The sequence below is a fragment of the Aceticella sp. 75b-Ac genome (genome assembly GCF_056032965.2).
Genome location: NZ_CM190971.1, coordinates 552,222 through 568,700, shown reverse-complemented (window position 1 = coordinate 568,700; position 16,479 = coordinate 552,222). Strand labels below are relative to the sequence as shown.

22 protein-coding genes and 1 pseudogene are annotated in these 16,479 nt (G+C 28.9%); 4 read left to right on the top strand and 19 right to left on the bottom strand.

From position 1 onward, the window contains the following. Positions 1–20: 20 nt before the first annotated feature. The 4 genes from AC0LWJ_RS03110 to lexA all read left to right on the top strand — a co-directional run bounded on the left by AC0LWJ_RS03110 (position 21) and on the right by lexA (position 3,208). On the top strand, positions 21–449 hold the full coding sequence (locus AC0LWJ_RS03110) for an NfeD family protein (RefSeq protein WP_474239408.1): 429 nt from the start codon (positions 21–23) through the stop codon (positions 447–449). 24 nt (positions 450–473) lie between these two features. After that, entirely contained in the window at positions 474–1,400 is a 927-nt protein-coding gene (locus AC0LWJ_RS03105; RefSeq protein WP_474239407.1) for an SPFH domain-containing protein, read from the top strand. Positions 1,401–1,564: 164 nt separating this feature from the next. Beyond that, positions 1,565–2,536, top strand: a complete 972-nt coding sequence (locus AC0LWJ_RS03100; RefSeq protein WP_474239405.1) for a tyrosine recombinase XerC — start codon at positions 1,565–1,567, stop codon at positions 2,534–2,536. Between the two features lie 54 nt (positions 2,537–2,590). Continuing rightward, the gene (lexA, locus tag AC0LWJ_RS03095; RefSeq protein WP_474239403.1) at positions 2,591–3,208 is read left to right on the top strand and encodes a transcriptional repressor LexA; all 618 of its coding nucleotides are present in this window, start codon (positions 2,591–2,593) and stop codon (positions 3,206–3,208) included. 101 nt (positions 3,209–3,309) lie between these two features. Here the strand turns inward: lexA and AC0LWJ_RS03090 are convergent, their stop codons facing one another. The 19 genes and pseudogenes from AC0LWJ_RS03090 to AC0LWJ_RS03000 form a co-directional block, all read right to left on the bottom strand. Then, a complete protein-coding gene (locus tag AC0LWJ_RS03090) occupies positions 3,310–4,524 on the bottom strand; it encodes an ABC transporter permease (protein WP_474239401.1) in 1,215 nt (404 codons plus the stop codon). Positions 4,525–4,533: 9 nt separating this feature from the next. Next, positions 4,534–5,451: an efflux RND transporter periplasmic adaptor subunit gene (locus AC0LWJ_RS03085; protein WP_474239399.1), complete on the bottom strand. Its 918-nt coding sequence runs from the start codon at positions 5,449–5,451 to the stop codon at positions 4,534–4,536. Positions 5,452–5,474: 23 nt separating this feature from the next. After that, complete coding sequence (locus AC0LWJ_RS03080; RefSeq protein ID WP_474239397.1) at positions 5,475–6,173, bottom strand: Yip1 family protein; 699 nt, start codon at positions 6,171–6,173, stop codon at positions 5,475–5,477. 16 nt (positions 6,174–6,189) lie between these two features. Further along, entirely contained in the window at positions 6,190–6,927 is a 738-nt protein-coding gene (locus AC0LWJ_RS03075) for an ABC transporter ATP-binding protein (protein ID WP_474239395.1), read from the bottom strand. A gap of 105 nt (positions 6,928–7,032) precedes the next feature. Next, positions 7,033–7,434 (bottom strand): beta-barrel domain-containing protein, encoded by a 402-nt coding sequence (locus AC0LWJ_RS03070; protein ID WP_500861904.1) that lies wholly within the window; start codon positions 7,432–7,434, stop codon positions 7,033–7,035. A gap of 111 nt (positions 7,435–7,545) precedes the next feature. Continuing rightward, positions 7,546–8,394: pseudogene (locus AC0LWJ_RS03065) on the bottom strand (HlyD family secretion protein); the annotation flags it as partial. 31 nt (positions 8,395–8,425) lie between these two features. Then, positions 8,426–10,177 carry a peptidase domain-containing ABC transporter gene (locus AC0LWJ_RS03060; protein WP_503031467.1) on the bottom strand — a complete coding sequence of 584 codons (1,752 nt, stop codon included), beginning with the start codon at positions 10,175–10,177 and terminating at the stop codon, positions 8,426–8,428. 72 nt (positions 10,178–10,249) lie between these two features. Continuing rightward, positions 10,250–10,675 carry a cysteine peptidase family C39 domain-containing protein gene (locus tag AC0LWJ_RS03055; protein ID WP_474239390.1) on the bottom strand — a complete coding sequence of 142 codons (426 nt, stop codon included), beginning with the start codon at positions 10,673–10,675 and terminating at the stop codon, positions 10,250–10,252. Positions 10,676–10,797: 122 nt separating this feature from the next. Beyond that, positions 10,798–10,977, bottom strand: a complete 180-nt coding sequence (locus tag AC0LWJ_RS03050) for a hypothetical protein (RefSeq protein ID WP_474239388.1) — start codon at positions 10,975–10,977, stop codon at positions 10,798–10,800. Continuing rightward, positions 10,974–11,123 carry a hypothetical protein gene (locus tag AC0LWJ_RS03045; RefSeq protein ID WP_474239386.1) on the bottom strand — a complete coding sequence of 50 codons (150 nt, stop codon included), beginning with the start codon at positions 11,121–11,123 and terminating at the stop codon, positions 10,974–10,976. The genes AC0LWJ_RS03050 and AC0LWJ_RS03045 overlap by 4 nt, the downstream gene beginning before the upstream one ends. 385 nt (positions 11,124–11,508) lie before the next feature. After that, complete coding sequence (locus AC0LWJ_RS03040) at positions 11,509–11,655, bottom strand: hypothetical protein (protein WP_474239384.1); 147 nt, start codon at positions 11,653–11,655, stop codon at positions 11,509–11,511. 89 nt (positions 11,656–11,744) lie between these two features. Then, the gene (locus AC0LWJ_RS03035) at positions 11,745–11,924 is read right to left on the bottom strand and encodes a class IIb bacteriocin, lactobin A/cerein 7B family (protein ID WP_503031466.1); all 180 of its coding nucleotides are present in this window, start codon (positions 11,922–11,924) and stop codon (positions 11,745–11,747) included. Positions 11,925–11,963: 39 nt separating this feature from the next. Further along, a complete protein-coding gene (locus AC0LWJ_RS03030; protein ID WP_474239380.1) occupies positions 11,964–12,188 on the bottom strand; it encodes a class IIb bacteriocin, lactobin A/cerein 7B family in 225 nt (74 codons plus the stop codon). A 294-nt stretch (positions 12,189–12,482) separates the two neighbouring features. Further along, positions 12,483–12,587, bottom strand: coding sequence for a cysteine peptidase family C39 domain-containing protein (locus AC0LWJ_RS03025; protein WP_474239378.1), 105 nt, complete (start codon positions 12,585–12,587; stop codon positions 12,483–12,485). Between the two features lie 208 nt (positions 12,588–12,795). Next, positions 12,796–13,968: a M48 family metalloprotease gene (locus AC0LWJ_RS03020; RefSeq protein WP_474239376.1), complete on the bottom strand. Its 1,173-nt coding sequence runs from the start codon at positions 13,966–13,968 to the stop codon at positions 12,796–12,798. An 81-nt stretch (positions 13,969–14,049) separates the two neighbouring features. Continuing rightward, positions 14,050–14,304, bottom strand: coding sequence for a Blp family class II bacteriocin (locus tag AC0LWJ_RS03015; protein WP_474239374.1), 255 nt, complete (start codon positions 14,302–14,304; stop codon positions 14,050–14,052). Positions 14,305–14,635: 331 nt separating this feature from the next. Then, positions 14,636–15,277 (bottom strand): CPBP family intramembrane glutamic endopeptidase, encoded by a 642-nt coding sequence (locus AC0LWJ_RS03010; protein WP_474239372.1) that lies wholly within the window; start codon positions 15,275–15,277, stop codon positions 14,636–14,638. Between the two features lie 85 nt (positions 15,278–15,362). Then, positions 15,363–15,569 carry a hypothetical protein gene (locus AC0LWJ_RS03005; RefSeq protein WP_474239370.1) on the bottom strand — a complete coding sequence of 69 codons (207 nt, stop codon included), beginning with the start codon at positions 15,567–15,569 and terminating at the stop codon, positions 15,363–15,365. A 46-nt stretch (positions 15,570–15,615) separates the two neighbouring features. After that, positions 15,616–15,846, bottom strand: coding sequence for a hypothetical protein (locus tag AC0LWJ_RS03000; protein WP_474239368.1), 231 nt, complete (start codon positions 15,844–15,846; stop codon positions 15,616–15,618). Positions 15,847–16,479: the final 633 nt, after the last annotated feature.

Sequence of the window (16,479 nt, the reverse complement as noted above, 5' to 3'; positions counted from 1 at the left end):
ATGGAGGTGAAAGTTTATAAATGATTATATGGATTATTATTGCAATATTTGCAGCTTTGGTTGATCTTATAACAGCAAATGTGTTTTTTGTATCCTTTTCATTTGGAAGTCTTGCAGCATTATTGATGTATTATTTTCAATTGCCATTATTAATACAAGTAATGGCCTTCATTGTTATATCAAGTATTTCAATGATTGTAAGCTATGTTTTTGTAAGGAAATTTTTTAAAAAAAATGTCCCTGTTTTTAAAACAAAAGAAGAAGAATTAATCGGAAAAGAAATTATTCTTGATAAAGACATTGAAAATGAGGAACAAATTAAAGTTGACGGTATATATTGGCTTATTAAAAACGCTGAACAAGAACCTCTAAAGGCAGGTGAGCGAATAAAAATTATTAATATCTCAGAAAACAGATTAATAGTTAAAAAGGTTTTAAAAGTTTCTTAAAAAGTATAGAAAAGGAGAATGTATATGTTGTTTTTAATAGTTGTATTAATCTTAGTTTTAATAACAATACTTACAACGATCAAAATCGTTAATACAGGTAAAGTATATGTGATAGAACGTTTTGGGCAATTCTATAAAATTTTAACTCCCGGTTGGCATGTAATAATTCCGTTTGTAGACTTTGTAAGGGCAAAACTTTCCACTAAACAACAAATAATTGATATTGATCCTCAATCTGTAATAACAAAAGATAATGTAAGAATATCAATCGACAATGTTATTTTTTATAAGATAATGAATGCAAAGGACGCTGTGTACAATATAGAAAACTATATGTCAGGCATTATGTACTCTACAATAACAAATATGAGGAATATCGTTGGCAATATGACATTAGATGAAGTTTTATCAGGCAGAGACAAAATTAATATGGAACTCTTAAAGGTAGTAGATGAAATAACCGATGCATATGGTATTAAAATACTATCAGTTGAAATTAAAAATATAATCCCTCCGGAAGAAATTCAACAGGCTATGGAAAAACAGATGAAAGCAGAAAGAGATAAACGTGCCACAATACTTATAGCTGAAGGTGAAAAGCAAAGCGCAATAGCAAAAGCAGAAGGTCTAAAACAGGCAAAGATACTTGAAGCAGAAGCAGAAAAAGAAGCCAATATAAGGCGTGCAGAAGGCTTAAAAGAATCACAATTACTTGAAGCTGAAGGTAAAGCCAAAGCAATAGAGGCTGTTGCAGAGGCACAGGCACAAGCAATAAACCTTGTTAATAAAGCTATCATTGAATCAGGTACTAATGAAACTGTAATAGCTATAAAACAGGTTGAAGCACTACAAGAAATGGCAAAAAATCCTGCAAATAAATTAATACTTCCTAATGAAATTATATCAACAATGGGAAGTATTGCAGCAGCCGCAGAAATGTTAAAAAAATAGTTTAAGATAAAAAATCATAAATTCTAATAATATAATACCATAGGTAAAAAATTTTGTATTAATTGACAATTGACAAATATATTCAACCTATGGTATTATATTATAATAATCCAATTATACGAAATAACTATTTCGTATAATTGGATATAGAAAGGAGAATTTGTATGGATTACATAAATGCTCAGGTTAAGCTTCCTTCTATTTTAGAAGAATTCCTTAATTATTTTTCTACTATTAAAGCAAGGTCTCCTAACACTGTCAAAGCATATGCATATGACCTCGTTCTATTTTTTAGATTTGTTAAAATACATAAAGGTCTTATAGATAAAAATCAGGATTTTAATGATATAGATGTTTCTGACATAGATACCTCTATTATTGAATCAATCGATTTAAATACCCTTTATGCATATTTATCCTTTGTTACTCAAAAGCGTTCAAATACGCCCTCCGCTCGCGCCCGCAAGGTTGCAAGCTTAAGGTCATTTTATAATTATCTTTATGCAAAGGCAAAGGTTATTTCAAAAAACCCTACGCAGGAATTAGAATCCCCAAAGCTTGGCATAAGACAACCGGTTTATTTAACATTGGATGAAAGCAAAAAACTTTTGGATTCAATTGAAGGTTCTTTTAAAAAAAGAGATTATGCTATAATTACACTTTTTTTGAATTGTGGCTTAAGGCTTTCAGAACTTGCAAATATCAATATAAATGATATCAAAGATGACAAACTTACAGTTATAGGTAAAGGCAACAAGCAACGAACCGTATATTTAAATGAGGCCTGCATTAATGCTATTAATGATTATTTAAAGATTCGTTCCCATAACAATGTAAAAGATAAAAAAGCTCTATTTTTAAGTAAAAGATTACAGAGAATCAGTATAAAAACCATACAGTATATTGTAAAAAAGCATTTAAAGAATGCTAATCTTGAAGATAAAAAATATTCAACTCATAAGTTACGCCATACTGCTGCTACATTAATGTACAGATATGGTAAAGTAGACATAAGAACCCTTCAAAAACTTCTTGGTCATTCTAATGTATCTACGACTCAGATTTATACACATGTAGATGATACGCAGCTTAGGGATGCTGCATACAAAAATCCGTTGTCGGATAAAAAGAACTAATGTTTGATTATTTTATTGGCTTATGATATAATAAAAAATATTGGAGGGAAAATGATGAAAACAAAAATAAGCGAAAAACAACAAGAAATTATCAATTTTATAAAAGATGAATTAAATAGAAAGGGATATCCGCCTTCTGTCAGAGAAATTTGCAAAGCTGTTGGCTTACGGTCAACATCAACCGTACATGGGCATCTTTCTCGGCTTGAAAAAAAAGGTTATATAAGACGTGATCCTACTAAACCAAGGGCAATTGAAATCCTATGTTCAGAAAACCGTTATGGAAATGATATAGTTAAATTGCCTATTATCGGTAAGGTTACTGCCGGTACTCCAATACTTGCCATTGAAAACATTGAGGAATATTATGCAATACCAACAGATATGGTAAAAGGATTTGAAAGTGAAAGTTTTATATTAAAAGTACGTGGAGAAAGTATGATTAACGCTGGTATACTTGATGGAGATTATATTATTGTTAGAAAACAATCTTATGCAGATAATGGAGATATTATAGTTGCTTTAATTGATGATGAAGCTACAGTAAAAAGATTTTATAAAGAAAATGATCATATAAGACTGCAACCTGAAAACCCAACTATAGAACCTTTGATTCTTCAAAATATAATAATACTTGGTAAAGTAATTGGTGTAATAAGAAAGCTAAAATAGAGGCTGTGAAAAATTGTATCTAAAACTGATTAAAAACTTAAAAACCTCTTTCTTTAGGATATATTATAAACCAAGAAAGAGGTTTTTAATACAGTGCTTTTTTATTCATACCTTAAAGCTTCGATAGGATCAAGGTCTGCTGCTCTTTTTGCCGGATACACTCCAAATATTATACCGAGGGCAATTGAACCTAAGAAAGCCAGTATTACAACAGTATAATTAACAGTAGGAGGTATTTTGATTATATTTGCTATGATCATACCAGCACCTATTCCCAGTATTATTCCAATGATTCCTCCTATGCCTGTCATAATAATTGATTCTGTCAAAAATTGAAGAATGATATCTCTTTTTTGTGCCCCAAGGGCTTTTCTCAATCCGATTTCCTTTATCCTTTCCGTTACAGATACAAGCAATATATTAACTATACCTATTCCGCCAACTATAAGCGTTATTGCTGCGATTACCAACAGCACTGATGATATAACAGATAATACACTATTGACGATTTTTTGTACATCCTGGACACTTTGTGCCATATATTTGCCTTTGCTTTGATGTGTCAATTCTAAAATTTTTACCACTCTTTGGCTTATGTCATTTAACTGATCCTTTTTTTCTGTTGAAACATAAAGCGTATCTATTTTATCACCACAATTATACATACCCTGTAATGTAGTAAGAGGTATATAAATCGTTACAGGAAAATCATCACTGCTCATTCCCGGTCCTATAATTATATTTCCCGCTTGTTTTAAAACACCAATTATCGTGAATTTGTTACTTGCACCATTACTGCTTATTACCTCAATAACCCTGCCAATGGGGTCATTGTTTTTAAAATATTTTTTTGCAAAATTTTCATCAACAACAACGACATTTCTTTTTCCTCTATCATCAAAATCATTAAACATTCTTCCAACAGCCATATCTGCCGGAAAAAAATTTTTGTATTGTGCTGTTATACCATTTACAAAAGCATTTCTGCTCTTGCCGTTAACTTTTACCTCGGCATTTCTCTGTGATGCTGCACATATGTTTTTTATTTCGGGTACAGCTCTTTTAACTTTATCCATATCACTCATGCTAAGTAAATTATCGTCAAGATTACTACCGTACTTTGCCTGTATATTTATTACATTTGCACCTATTTTCTCGAATTGTGAATTCATATATGCGGTTGTTGCATTACTTATCGCTACAATTGTAATAACCGAAAATACTCCCATTACTATCCCAAGCATTGTAAGTATTGAGCGAAGTTTGTTGTTTTTAAGGCTGTCAAAAGCCTGTTTAAAACTTTCTAAAAAGCTCATTTTAAAACCTCACTTTTTATTATTTGTTACGATTGCTTTAGAACCATCTGTTAAATTTGGCTGTGGATCGATTATTACTATATCTCCTGTTTTTAATCCGCTCAATATCTCTGCATTAAAATCAGATACTATACCCAATTTTATGCCTTGCTTGTGTATTATCTTATTGTTGTCAACCTTATACACATATTGATTCCCATTTTTGTCTTCCATAAGCATATCAAGTGATAACAGCGGAACATCCTTTTTTTCACTTGTGAGTATATCACATGATATATTGAGTCCCGGCCTTATAATGGAATTCAATTTATCAACAGAAATTATAGCCTGAATTACAGTCTGTGCACCGGTACTTGTTTTTTGCTGTGTCGCTACAGGTGCTATGCTTAAAACCTTACCTGTTATGTTTTCTGATTTATCGATAGCATCACCATATATCTTGACACTCTGCCCAACCTTTACTTTTGGCAAATCAGCTTCTTTTATATCTGCCTTAACAACTAAATCCTTTATATCTACAATCCGCATTGCTGGTGTCATGGTGTTTGTATAGGACCCTTTTTTTACATTTATTTCACTGACAACACCATCAATAGGACTTTTTGCTGTATCACTGATATTATTTGTATCGATATCTATAAGTTTATCATTTTTTTTAACAGTCTGACCAACTTCAACATATATTTTATCTACCTTTGAAGGTACAGGAAAATTTATATCTGCACTATTTTTTGCATCAATTACACCATTTGCTGTTATTATTGAAGATATATTGCCGTTTTCAATCTTTTTGACTTGTACATTGAATGTCTTTCCATTGCCAGTCGCAAGCGCACTTTTATTCTTTTTACTTTGATAAATATTTGCTGCAACAATTGCAACTATCAAAATTATTACAATACTGCCTATCCAAAATTTTTTCTTCATTATATAATACATGTCCTCCATATCTATGACAATTTCAAGCTGTTAGCAGATAAAAGAATCATCACAATATATACAACGGATACTACTGAATATACCTTTGCACTGCTTAATTTGCTGACTACTTTTAGTCCTATGGCATAAACGATAAATTGCCATATGCCAAATAAATTAATTCCGCGAATTATACCATATAGAAAGCTTCCCTTTAAATCTGGAGCAAAAAGATTTGTTATACTTGCAAGTGAGGTGTCTAAAATTAATGAGCCTGTAAAATATGATGCAATAAGAGTGACGATCATGGATATTATGACTATTGTATAAGCATATCCTGTTACTGATAGATATTGCTTAAACTTGCCTTCCCCTTTAAATATCCTTAATATCCCCCAAAAGATAAATGTAATGACTATCCACATTATAATAACTCCAATAGGGGCTGTGATTAAACCGATTTTTGTTGAAAATGAAATCATAGATGGTGTCATTTGTGCTGCCTGTGGAGTATTCTCAAGTTTTGTTTTTACCATCTGCTCAAATAAGGGATATCTTATTAAATAGAAAATGGGTGTAGTTAATAACATTGCAAGAATTGGATACAAAATGTCTGACTTTTGTACAATTGCTTCCATTGCTTTTTTGGGTGATACTATAACACCTATAACCCTTTGTAAGAAACTCATCTGTTTTACTTCTTGATCATTTCTTAATTCCATATTCTCCATTTTATTTTCCTCCCTTTTATTGATTTACGGCTTCCGCCTTTTTTAAAGCTAAAATATCATTTGCAATAAATGTATTTTCAACAATGATGTCTTTTATCATCTGCCCGTCCCTAAATGTTATTATGCGTTTTGCATGTTGCGCTATATCCATCTCATGTGTGACAAGCAATAATGTTACCCCTTCTTTATTGAGTTCTTGAAATACTGCCATTACCTCCTCCCCTGAAAAACTGTCGAGATTTCCTGTGGGTTCATCTGCAAGGATAATTGTGGGATTATTGACAAGAGCTCTTGCTATCGCAACTTTTTGTTTCTGACCTCCTGATAATTCATTGGGTTTATGATTCATCCTGTCTGCAAGATTTACACGTGATAATGCTTCAATCGCTCTTTTCCTTCTTTCTTTAGCAGGTACGCCTGCATATACCATTGGAATCTCAACATTCATAAGTGCTGTCATTCTTGGAAGTAAATTAAATGATTGGAATACAAAGCCTATTTTTTTGTTTCTAATCCTTGCAAGCTCTGCATCATTTAATTTGGAGATATTGATGCCTTCAAGTTCATATTCCCCTGATGTCGCTCTGTCAAGGCAGCCTATGATATTCATAAGAGTAGATTTGCCTGAACCGGATGCACCCATTATAGCGACAAATTCATTTTTTTCTACTTCGAGATTAATATGCCTTAGTGCCTTTACTTCTATTGGTCCTGTTTTGTAGGTTTTACAGATGTCTTTTAAATTTATTACCATATCACACCTCCTATTTTATGTGTTTGATAATATTATATAACAAAAAACAAAAATTTCATAATATTAAAATTCTTACATTTTTAACGGATAAAAGTTAGTCTATAATTACAGTTTCAGTTGATCCAACAAATAATATAGCATTTTTTCCTTAGGAGTAACAATTTTTGCATTAACAACCATGCCATTTTTTATATAAACCCTTTCTCCTTTATGACTGTATAGAGGCTTGTTGTCAATGATTGCCTCGGCTTCATAAAAATTCTGCCCACTTTTCTGCTCTAATGTTGAATCAGGTGCTAATTTTATTATTTTGCCATTAATATATCCATATTCCTGATATGGTATTGCTAATACCTGAAACTTGACATTTTGACCTGTTTTTACATTTGCTATATCCTTATTTGAGATATATAAATAAACCTTGTAGTTATTATTTTCTTCAGGTAATATATTTGCTATTTGATATCCGCTCTGTAACAAATCACCTTCTTTAATGTTTACAACCATATGTAATATTCCATCTGATGGTGCCTTAATTTCATAGTTATCTTTATTTTGATTTATAGCTTCTATATTCATTTTCACTTCATTTATTTTTTCATTAATTGACTTTATAGTATCATCAATTTGTGATATTGAATCCATTTTATATTTTTCAATACTGATATCATTCGATAAAATCCCATTGTTATTAAAGCCTGACTGTAATTGCTTTAATTTTATTTTATTTTGTTCTATATTTGTTTTAATATTTGTCATAAATTGATTTTTATATATTTCAAGTTGCTGTTTTAAATCATAAAGTGATGAATTATTCTGTCCAGACCCTGAAGAAGTATTTGTCATTTCCTGCAGCTTATTAATTTTATCTTGATATTGTTTTATATTTAACTGACAATCTAAAAATTGATTATAAAACGAGCTATCTTTATTAAATTTATTAGTATTTTCTTCTATGGATTGCTGTAAAAGCCTGTAATTATTAATACTTGTCTGGATCTCTTCAATCTGCACTTTTAAACCATTTTATTGATTTAATAATGAATTTTTTTCATTAACAAATGCTTTATATTTATCGTAATAGTATTTATCTTCTTCAATATTTTCATTAAAATAATTTTTATCATCAAGAATGCTATTTTTTAATTTATTAAGATTCTCTATTTCCCTTGCTTTATCATTCAATTGCTTATTAAGTTCTGATTTTTGAAAATCAAGGTCTTTATGGTTAATGCTGTATATTGTTTCTCCTTTTTTTACTTTATCGCCGTCTTTTACAAATACCTTTTCAACATTTCCAGTTATTTTATTTACTATTATACTTTCTCTGATGTATGGTCGTATAATCCCATCAGCATTTACAACTATTTCTTTTTCACTAATATATGACCAAATAAATGCTGCTATGATTATAGATATAAGGATATATACAAAAATCACTGTAAATGGATGTACTCTTGACTCCATTATTTCTCTGCTATCAGTAAATTCCTTTATATCAAATACCATATTTTTCACTACATATCCCCCCTTGCATACTCGACGCGGCTACTTCTGCTCGGGTGTATCCTATTGCATTAAATTCAGGTATCTGGTCTTTCCAAAGGTCATAATATTTCCCGCCTTTATTCATAAGTTCAATATGTGTCCCGCTTTCAATGATCTTGCCTTTTTCTATTACATATATTCTATCACATCTCATTATTGTACTTAATCTATGAGCAATAATTATCGTTGTTATATCCTTGCTGAAATCTCTAATTGTTTTTTCTATTGCTTTTTCTGTAATAGAATCCATATTGCTTGTTGCCTCATCCATTATTAAGATATCGGGCTTCTTTAAAATTGCCCTTGCTATTGCAAGTCTTTGCTTTTGCCCTCCCGAAAGATTGGCGCCGTTTTCTTCTATCATAGTATCATACCTCAAGGGCAATTCATTAATAAAATCATGGATCTGTGACTTTTTACAAGCATCAATAATTTCATCTAATTTTATTTCATCATCACCCAATGATAAATTTTCTTTTATTGTACCATTAAACAAAAATATATCCTGTGATATGTATGAGATATGCCTTCTCAAAACCTCTATATTTATATCTTTTATATTATAGCCATTTATGAGTATTTCACCTTTTTCAGATTGATAAAAATTCATAAGCAATTTTACCAATGTTGTTTTACCTGACCCGCTTTCGCCAACAAAAGCTATTTTTTCTCCATTTTCTATTTTTAGACTTATATTCTGAAGTACCAGTTGCCTTGTTCCATATCTAAATGAAACATTTTTATATTCTATTTCACCTTTTAGAGAAACAGGCTTGATTTTCTTATCTTCATCTTTGCTCTTCTCTATTTCTAAATCAAGAATCTCACTTAGTCTATCCGCAGCTACAATTGCCGTTTGAAGCTGCGGCTGCAGATTTATAATATTTTCAATGGGATTAAGAAAATAAGCAAGCAATGCATTAAATGTTAAGAGTTCACCAATTGATAATCTTCCATGTATTACTTCAAATGCTCCAACCCATAGTATAACAACACCAAAAATTAACTTAATACCACTTTTTAATGATGTCTGAAAATTATTAATAACACCATTTTTGAACACACTTTTTATTAATTTGATAAATCGCTTTTCCGTATTATAACTTGCTTTTTCTTCAGCATTAAAAGCTTTTATTGTTTCAATACCGTTGAGGGATTCCACTAAATAAGATGTCAGCTTTGCATTATTTTCCATAGTTATCCTGTTTATTTTTTCTATAGGCTTATTAAAAGACAATACTATAATTGCATAAAGCATAATTGGTACAAGTGTTATACCAAACAGCAAATGATTTTGTGTATATAAAATAATTCCACCTATTAATACCATTAATGTATCTATCATCATAGACAATGTCGCGCCTGATATAGCATCCCTGATTTTTGATGCGTCATTAAATCTTGATATTATTTCACCTACTTCTCTTGTTATAAAAAAATTCATTGGCAGTTCTAAGACATGATTATAATAACCAAGCATTAATGGTATATCAATGTTCTGTCCTAAATATATTAGCATCTGTGTCCTAAAAGCATTTAACATAACTTGAAATATACTTAACATTACTATACCAATGGAAAGTATATTTAATGTTTTAATTAAACCATCCGGTATAACCGAATCCATTAAAAATTTAAAATAAAATGATCCTAATATTCCCAATATAGTATAGACAATTGAAGCAAAAAATATATTTGTCAAAAGCCGTTTCTGTGGTTTTAATAAATCAAAAAATCGTGAAAATACTCCTTTTGTTTTGTCACCTTTTTTAAACTAAACCGTTGGTACTATTATTATCAATATGCCTGTCCATATTTTAAAAAATTCTTCAGGAGTATATTTTACAATTCCTTTTCCTGGATCTGCAATAATCAATTCTTTTTTAGTTATTTTATGTATTACAACATAATGAAGAAGCTTTCCGTCAACAATTACATGAGCTATAGCAGGCAGCGGAAATTCACTAAAAATATCTTCCGGTTTATTTGCCTTAACTCCTTTTGCCGTAAACCCAAGTTTTTCAGCCGCTTTTATTAACCCATATGCACTTGTCCCCTGCTTATCCGTTCCTGCAGCTTCTCGTATTTTTGATATAGATATTTTAAGTCCATATTGCTTTGATATTGTTGCAATACATGCTGCACCACAATCTTTTATGTCGTGTTGTTTTATGCATATGTAGCGTTTAAATATATTCATTGGCTATCACCTTTTACTCTTCTATTTAGCTTAATTAGTAAACCTGCTTTAAGTATAATTTTAATAGTAAAAAGAAAATTAAAAGTATCCATTATAATTCTATTTTATTTTATAATTCTATTTTATTTCCTCTTTAATAATCGATTAACAATAGAAATGGAAATTGCATTACTTAAACAAACAAGGCCTAATATTATATCTAATAATTTCTTTTCTTTATTCATTAAAATACTTATCAGAACGACTATTAAACAAACCCATGCAATTATCATGCATATTTTTATTAATTTTTCTTTTGTCATTTAAATTTACCTCCTATAGAAGCAGTGCCTCCAACTATAGCAGCACCAGCTTCAACACAACCCCAAAAAGTTCTACCACCATTAATCACTGTCAAATCATTTTCTGCCAATTCCATAAATCCATTTAATGGCATTACAGCTTCCATTCGTTTTTCACTCCTCTCATTTTCAGTTTTTCATCCGGATGTTCATTTCCAATGAAAGATCTTCCAAAAATAATGTAACATTTATTTTTATCTCGTACAAACCATAAATATTATCATTTTTATTTTTTATCCAATTTCAGTCGTTTTTTTTTTTTTGAATTATCTTATTCTTACTTTATTTTACTCTGTTTTTCTTTAATTTTCAAAATTTTTATGTATTTTTATTATTAAAATCTCTGTTTTTAATTTTAAAAAAAGCCCACCCTTTATATTTTGCTTGTTAAATAGATATGCCTTATTATTTTACAGCATTAAGGGTGGACTACCTCTCTAATTTGGAGGTCTCCAATATGCCCCAAATGTAACCCAACCTATGGGCTCGTTCCTAGTGTAGATAATATAAAAATTTTCCTACTATTTCACCTATTTTTATTCCGCTTAATAATACAAGAGCAACTATTATAAACAACAAAGAAACCTTAATTACAGGAAAATTATTTAATTTTTCCATCAAAAAATTGACACAATCCATTTATTTTACCTCCATAATTTCTATTGGTCCTGTCAAGGGGCAGGGATAGCTGGGACAAAGCTTTTACCCTTGACAGGTACCACTTTTCATTATTTTCTATCTGCTCTTTCTGCTTCTTTATATCCTACATAAGCTCCTATACCTAATCCTATCACAAAAGCTCCCCCTACTATAATACCTGCTATAACTAAAGGAGCTATTCCACCATTAATATCATACAATTCATTTTCAGAAATTTCATTAAATCCAATAACATTCATTGGTTCCATTTTTTTGTTACACCTCCTCCACTTTTATTATAGCTTAAATCATGGATGTGTAGCATAATAAGTAGCTTTTCCTACATATTCACCAATTTGAATTCCTATATAAACTACTCCTGCTACTGCTGCTACTGCCCCAGCTACTGCAAGAATTGGCAAAACACCTCCATTTATTTCTTGAAGTTCTTGCTCAGATATTATATCTTGTAATCCTCTTCTGTTTATTTCTGCCAATTCCATAAATCCATTTAATGGCATTACAGCTTCCATTCGTTTCTCCCTCCTCTCATTTTCAGTTTTTCATCCGGATGTTCATTTCCAATGAAAGATCTTCCAGAAATAATGTAACATTTATTTTTATCTCGTACAAACCCTAAATATTATCATTTTTATCCAATTTCAGCCGTTTTTTTTTTTTTGAATTATCTTATCCTTACTTTATTTTACTCCGTTTTTCTTTAATTTTCAAAATTTTTATGTATTTTTAAGCCTTTTTGTGATACTACATTTTTATTTTTAACATAAATTTTACATTTTGCCCTGCAAACTCATATGTTTTTTGCTTTAGAATCTTAACTCATATTGATTTGATATCATCGCAAGACATTTTGCACCACAATCTTTTATTTCATGTTGTTTTATGCATATGTAGCATTTAAATAGATTCATTGTCTATCACCCTTTATTTATAATCATATTAAACAATCCTCTCTCTATCGTTAAAATTAAAACTAATTTTCTATTTTTTATATCTTTTGCTAATAAAAATATAAATAATTGCCGATAAACAACCTACTACAAATGGTATAATAAGTTTCAAAAGAAACACCCCCTTAAAATTTTAATACCAAAAATACTCTCTAAGGCAAGAACTTTGTTATTCAAAGTTAGCTAGCTTATTTCTAATTTTATCTGACACATTTAGTAAATGTTTTATACGATTGTCAACTGATGGATGGTCTTGAAATTTTTCTCTCAATTTGCTTAATTTAACCATATTATCATTTAACTTTGCAAGCTTTAATAAAGCAGAAATATAAGTATTTACATCAATTCCACTTTCAATCACATACTCATCCGCAGAATATTCTTGAAAACGAATAATTATAAGACTCAAATAAATACATAACCAGAATACTAAGAAAAACACAGTAATTCCAATTGGTATTGGTATATTAATATGTCTGTAAACTTCTAAATAATCCAATATATTACCAGTAGGATATAGAAATAAATAATACATAGAGATTATTAATAATATTCTTTTTAAAAGATGGCGCTTTTTCCAGTGTCCAATTTCATGTACAATTACAGCTTTAAGTTCGTCAACTGATAAATTTTTTATTAAATAATCTGTAATAAACAGATATCGTCCACCAATACCAGCTACTAATGCATTTGCTTCTTTAGTTTTTATTGACGGCCATTCATATATTTTTACACCATATATATCATATTTAGACAAAAATTCTATTAATATTTTCTTTAATTCAGTTTCTCTTAATTCCTTTGCTTTTATTAAAAACCTTATTATATGCGGATATAAAATATTTATAAGTAAAATAAGAGTTACAAATATAACATATTGTAACAATCCTTCTATTTTATACTTATCTATCAAGTTAATTCTGCAAAAAGCAATTATAAAATATGGAATAAATATTATTAATAAATAACTTATCACTCTTTTTAAATCATCCCAATAACTTAGCTGAAGATTCCTTAATTTTTTATATGTATTATGTGAAATAATTTGATTTAATATTGCCAAGAAAAACATTAATCCCCAAACAACTATAATTGATAAAATCATGCTTTTGGGAATATTTATATAATGCATTATTTTTCCTATAGCAAATGCAAGTACAAACAATGATATTATCATTACTAACCATTTATAATATTCTTGCATAATTATAAATTTATCTAAAACATATTCTATAGATAAATTTTTATTATTATACATACTTAATATTTTTTTATTTATAAATATGATTATTGCAATATTAATTAAAATTGTAATACATATTATAATAATATAATTTATCATAATTCACATCTCCAATATCATTTTTATAATTATCGTGGTGAAGCAAAATAACATCACCACGATAATTATGCAATTAGACATTTACCACCATCCGCAGACAAGGTAAGTTGCTGCTCCACCTAATCCTCCAACTATTGCACCTCCAGCTGCACCTGGAACTGTACCGATAACTGGTAAAGTCATACTTCCTCCAAAAGCTCCTACTACTCCACCTCCAACAGCTCCAGCAAGTGTAGATCTACCAAATTCCTTCCAAGACCAATATCCACCATCAATCATCATCAAACTTTCATCTGCCAATTCCATAAATCCATTTAATGGCATTACAGCTTCCATCTCTTTCCCTCCCTTCCTTTTCGTTTTTCATCCGGATGTTTATTTCCAATGAAAGATCTTCCAGAAATAATGTAACATTTATTTTTATCTCGTACAAACCCTAAATATTATCATTTTTATCCAATTTCAGCCGTTTTTTTTTTTTTTTTTTTGAATTATCTTATCCTTACTTTATTTTACTCTGTTTTTTTTTAATTTTCAAAATTTTTATGTATTTTTAAACCTTTTCGTGATACTACATTTTTATTTTTAACATAAATTTTACATTTTGCCCTGCAATTTCATGTATTTCTTTTCTTAAATCATATTTTTTAGTACATATGTAACAATTCTATTTGTTCTTTTCTCTATTTTCAATATTTAAACTTACTTTTTTACGCTTTTGTTGATAAAGATATCTTAATAAGAAAATTATTATTACAATTCCAATTAAAATAATTAAAAGACCCTCTGTATTATTTATATTTTCATCAGTATTATTAAGTAATGGTATAAAATTAACCGTAAATGCAATAATATTATGAATACTATGTATCAAAAATACTATCATAAATCGAGAAATATATTTACTTTTATGAATTAAATATGAATAATTGTATATTATTCCTGTTGCAAATGTACATATTTCATATATAAAACTATAATTATGTCCTAAAGCAAAAATAATTGCAGGTATTATAATAAGTAAATAAACATTATCTTTTAAATATTTAAATTTAATCAAAAAAGAAATTAAAAGTACTTGGATTAAAAATGTTTCAATTAATGGTCCAAATATTCCAATATACACAAACGCCCATATTAGAGGTACATCATTAAAATCAGGTCCTTTTACTGAATAATTTATACCAAAAAAATTTAACAAACTTAATATTAAAAAAGTTACAATATAATCTGTTATTATCATTAAAATAATAAAGTATATGTCAGATGTTTTATTTAAAAAATCATTTATTTGTTTTATAAATTTCACTTTAATATTTGCCTCCATTTTTTATAAAAATCTACACATTATATAATATCACATTATATAATGTGTAGATTAAAGAATTTTTTTACTAATAATTCCCTATTCCTTCAGAGAATAATCTTTTAGTTTTACCAAAAGGATCTAAAGCATATTGACGAAAATCTCTGTTTCCATAATATGCATAACTAAAACCTAAGATATAACCGATTGATTTAGATAATTCATATGTTATATCGTTGTCATTATTCCCACCATTAATTTGTAATAATTCTTTTTCATCTATTAAACTAATCATTATATACTTCCTCCCTCTATAATCTTTAATTTTCTTGCGTATAAACTTATCCCAAATAAACACGATCGGGACATATATTATCGTAGTTTCTTTCTTCATTAAACCCTTGGCGAAAACCGTCTATTAGCCCATGAGATATATTTTTTGACTCTTTAAAAATTGTCTTAATTGTTTCATAATATTTATATGCATCCCAAGGTGATATACCACCATCAAGCACTATCAAATCATTTTCTGCCAATTCCATAAATCCATTCATTGGCATTACAGCTTCCATTCGTTTCTCCCTCCTCTCCTTTTCGTTTTTCATCCGGATGTTTATTTCCAATGAAAGATCTTCCAAAAATAATTTAACATTTATTTTTATCTTGTACAAACCTTAAATATTATCATATTTATCCATTTTATGCTGTTTTTTTTTTTTTTTTTTTTTTGAATTATCTCATTCTTACTTTATTTTACTCTGTTTTTCTTTAATTTTTAAAATTTTCATGTATTTTTAAGCCTTTTCGTGATACTATATTTTTATTTTTAACATAAATTTTACATTCTGCCCTGCAAACTCATGCATTTTTTATTTGTATTTTATTTCTGCAATTCTTTGTATTTATATTTTACACTAAACAAATAATTTCTTTTTTTTATTCATTAAAATACTTATCAGAACGACTATTAAACAAATCCATGCAATTTTTATGTATTTTTTAATTTTAAAAATAGCCCCGTTTATACTGCTTTTCTTTTATTTTGCATCATTTAGGATGGACTACTTATGCTCCATTATAAGTTCAAATGAATTAAAGGTATAATTAGTACTAATCCTGATAATATCATTGAATCTATAAGAGAATCTATGATATTATGCTCTGTAAATTTCCAATAACTATAAAAAAGTGCGAATGGAAAAAGC